The organism is Pedobacter sp. (assembly GCF_037719805.1).
GTDB lineage: Bacteria > Bacteroidota > Bacteroidia > Sphingobacteriales > Sphingobacteriaceae > Pedobacter.
Genome location: NZ_JBBJLZ010000010.1, coordinates 1 through 3,838, shown reverse-complemented (window position 1 = coordinate 3,838; position 3,838 = coordinate 1). Strand labels below are relative to the sequence as shown.

Sequence of the window (3,838 nt, the reverse complement as noted above, 5' to 3'; positions counted from 1 at the left end):
TGGTCGAGTAGGCAAGAGCATTTCAGCCCAAGCCGCTCACAGAACCGTACGTGAAGGTCTTCCTTCATACGGCTCTTGTTATTCAGTCAATATGTAATTCCTTTCTTCCAGTGGATAAACAACTTTGTATTCTCCTGCACATAGTTATGGTACTTCTCCAATACCGCTTTCTTACCTCTTAACCGGTACTTTTCCTCTATCCATCTTTGTATCAACTCATTGAGGTACTCGAACACTTTGCCTGCTATTGCTGCATTAAACCGGCAATAATAGTTTAACCATCCTCGTATCTTAGGGTTTAGTTTTTCGGCTGTCCGCTCCAGTGCTACAGTCGTATTTCGTGGATTGAATACCGCCCTTATCCGTTGCTTGATATAAGCTTTCGCCTTACAACAAATAGCGGCATCAAATACCATAAACTTACTGTCTTTTACAGCAGGATTGGCTTTAACCCGTGGTTGAAAACTATAGCTTAGAAACGTAAAGCTTATATGCTCATGCTCTTGCTTGCGCCGATAGTTTTTGCAATATACCAGCTTCGTTTTATCCGCATGCAGTTCCAGTTCAAATCCTTGCAACCTTTGCCGTATAGACCACAGCAGATGTTCGGCTTCAGCTTTACTGTGACAGTGTACAATGATGTCATCAGCATAACGTTCAAACGGATTAGATGCAAAGTGCCTACTCATCCACATATCAAAGGCATGATGCAGGTACAGGTTGGCTAACAGCGGACTGATTACGCCTCCCTGCGGAGTGCCTTTTGCCCTTGCAGCTATGCTGCTATCTGCTTGTTGTATACCTGCTTTTAGCCATCGCTCTGTGTAAAGCAGCACCCACTTTTCCTGGGTATGATAGGACACCATTTTCATCATCCACTCATGGCTGATGTTATCAAAGAAACCTTTGATGTCTAAATCAACTACCCATGAATACTGCCTGCAGTTGTGCTCGCATTGTACCAGCGCATCGTGTGCACTGCGTCCCGGACGGTAACCAAATGAACTAATGTTAAATAATGGCTCTAAGATGGGTTCCAGGTAATCTTTCACTACACCCTGTGCAATACGGTCGCTTACCGTGGGAATACCCAACGGGCGAGTTCCTCCCTGCTTCTTTGGAATTAGTACAGTGCGTACAGGCGGTGGAAAATAACTCCCTGAAGCCATGCGGTTCCATACTTTGTACAGGTTGCCGCTAAGGTCTGCATTGAAAATATCAATCGTTTCCTTATCAATACCTGCTGCACCGTCTTTACTGCATACTTTAAGATAGCTGTTGTACACCATTGCCCTACTTACTGCAAATGACTTTGTCTTTTCTTCGCTCATCATTCCACTTTAGTGGTTGTTTACAAATACTTACACTGAATAACTGTATCCCTTCGCTCCATCTCCATTACAGAAACTTCATCACTACTTTGGATACATCCGACGCTCCTTATTACATCCCTATACATTATGGTATGGTTAAGCAACAATAATAACCTTATCTCCTCAAAGAGGCGCGGTAGCAACTACTTGCTTCTTGTTGCAGCATTACGCACATTAATAAGGTAGCCTCTCACGTTCCATATAAAAGCCTGTGTAGAATTCCTGCTGCCTCAATCCCGGTTGACCTGTAATCAGTATGCGGTTTGTCCATTACAGTCCGTCCTATCAGTGCTGGAAGCCAATAGTTTCGTCAACAAGTAGCCTTTCGGAACGTCATCGTACAGTTCACTTTCGTTCAGCTCTTCTACACTCACCTGACACCTTACAGTGCCTTTTCTTCATCGCTCAGTACCATAACTTTTGATTACAGCACCATGAAGCGGTTTATATACTCCCCCCGCAGGGCGTATATGAGAGGCCTTCCCTCATCTTTTATAAAGCATTGAAAAGAACTTATCATTCTTCCCATTCGTGACACACTCCAGCCCTGCTTTTGCAAATACTTGTGTTGTAAGCCGTTTTTAGTGTCGCTTTTAATTACTTTCATTTTGACACAGGAGTCGTCTTATCCTCAAATTTCAAATAAGTGTCAAAGAAAGGAAGCATTTCTGTGTAGATCCTGCCTTCTAAACCTCCAATATGGTTTATATGATCTCCTATATATTCTTCGGCGAAGTGCTTTATCTTGTTTGCTTCAAGTTTTTTACTGAATTGAAGGCTGGTAATAGGCACATGAGCGTTCTGTTCGTTTCTGCCCCAGTCAAGCTTTAGCGCATTCAAACTTTTCAGTGCAGTCAGATGACTTTCAATCATATTTATAGGAAAGTTGGCTTCCCATTTTCTCTTGGTCTCTACATCTATTACCATGCTGTCTCCAATATATTTTACAGGCATTTTAGCAGACAGGAATGCTTTACTTTCTTCATCCGGTGAATACGCTCTGGCCATATTTGCCATCGATGTGGTATGAAATTTTGTAAAGTCATTTCTTTTAATCAGATCATCAAATATTTCCTCTATGCTATACTGATTTCTAAATGAATCAATGCTTTTAAAGACCGGATCGTTTATAGTAAAGTCACCACCCCAGCCTAATACAGCAGGACTGAGTGCATACACGGCTCCAAAAACATCCGGATAAAGTATTCCGATTTTTAAAGCGCCATTGCCGCCCCCGGAATGACCGCTCAAGCCTCTGCTGTTTCTATTGGCAATAGTTCGATATCGTTTATCAATATAATCAATAACGTCTTTCCCAATATAATCAGACCAGTTTCCGGTAAGCGTTGAGTTGGTATAAAAACCTCCGCCCAAATTAGCATTGCTGTTAGGTAGAACAAAAATCATGGGACGAATATGACCTCCGCGAATGGCAGCATCCAATAAATCATTAATACGCCACCAGGCCAAAAATACGCTGTCACCTAGCTTTTCAATACCGCCATGCAAAAAATAAATTACTGGATAGCGTTGTTTGCTCTCTTCATACCCGGGCGGCAGGTAAATGGTTATCCTTCTCAACGGGTCTTCTCCACTATGATTGCCCTGAAGAGAAGGCGCCAGGAATTTCTCAACAATAACTTTTCCCTTTTTACTTTGATCATAATTATAACTAGCATTTGTATTTTGGGCCATAACATTTATGCTTACTAAAAGCAAAAGGGTAGATACAATAGAAAACTTTTTTTTATAAAACATTTTCATTGAATTAAGATGTGTAATAAATGGAATAACTATCTACGGTCTTATAATATTGGCATGCCGGGCAATGAGTTTCCATTCTCCCTTTCTTTTCATCCATACCTGTGTATATCGACGGTTTACCGTCTGTCCTGCCATGGGAGCATTCCTAATGGGTTTAATTGTTTCACTACCCATTGTGATTACCATATCCTTAAATATCATTATGTCTTCCAGGTTACTTTCAAATAAAGAGTAATCTATAAAGCCGTTTCTAATAGCATATTTAGCTGCCTCCAATTTTACCACATCATTGGTTGGACTGTTTACCGTAAAATCGTCCGCCCAAAGTTTGTAAAGTGCCACTGAATCGTGTTGTACGATAGCATCACATTGTGCCTTTTCCAATCGCCGGATTTCAATTTCTGTCTTGGATGCTTGGGCATTGGCAACCAGGGTTCCGTAAAGGAAGAAAACTATTAGAATTACAGGTGCGTATTTCATACGAATAAAATATATTCTGTAAAGATGCGCCTGATTTTCTGCCGGTTGGTAGTAAAAAACCGACTTTCTTCTCTAAACGGTGATGTATTTTTCCGGTTTCATGAACTCGAAATGCCGTTCTGGAGCGTCGATAATTTGTAAAAAAAAATAAGTTGGAGTAGTTGCCGCAAATTGCTTACAGTCCCTTACTAAGTGGGGATAATCATGATACCCAGTAGCTA

General features: G+C 41.2%; 3 protein-coding genes. All 3 read right to left on the bottom strand.

Features of this window, described 5'->3' with window-relative positions; all coding sequences use genetic code 11:
• Window positions 1-86 precede the first annotated feature (86 nt).
• Window positions 87-1,334 (bottom strand): group II intron reverse transcriptase/maturase, encoded by a 1,248-nt coding sequence (ltrA, locus tag WKF66_RS21535; protein ID WP_489676553.1) that lies wholly within the window; start codon window positions 1,332-1,334, stop codon window positions 87-89.
• A gap of 642 nt (window positions 1,335-1,976) precedes the next feature.
• Window positions 1,977-3,068, bottom strand: a complete 1,092-nt coding sequence (locus WKF66_RS21530) for an alpha/beta hydrolase-fold protein (protein ID WP_489676577.1) — start codon at window positions 3,066-3,068, stop codon at window positions 1,977-1,979.
• A gap of 102 nt (window positions 3,069-3,170) precedes the next feature.
• Window positions 3,171-3,617, bottom strand: coding sequence for a nuclear transport factor 2 family protein (locus tag WKF66_RS21525; RefSeq protein ID WP_489676576.1), 447 nt, complete (start codon window positions 3,615-3,617; stop codon window positions 3,171-3,173).
• Between the last annotated feature and the right edge of the window lie 221 nt (window positions 3,618-3,838).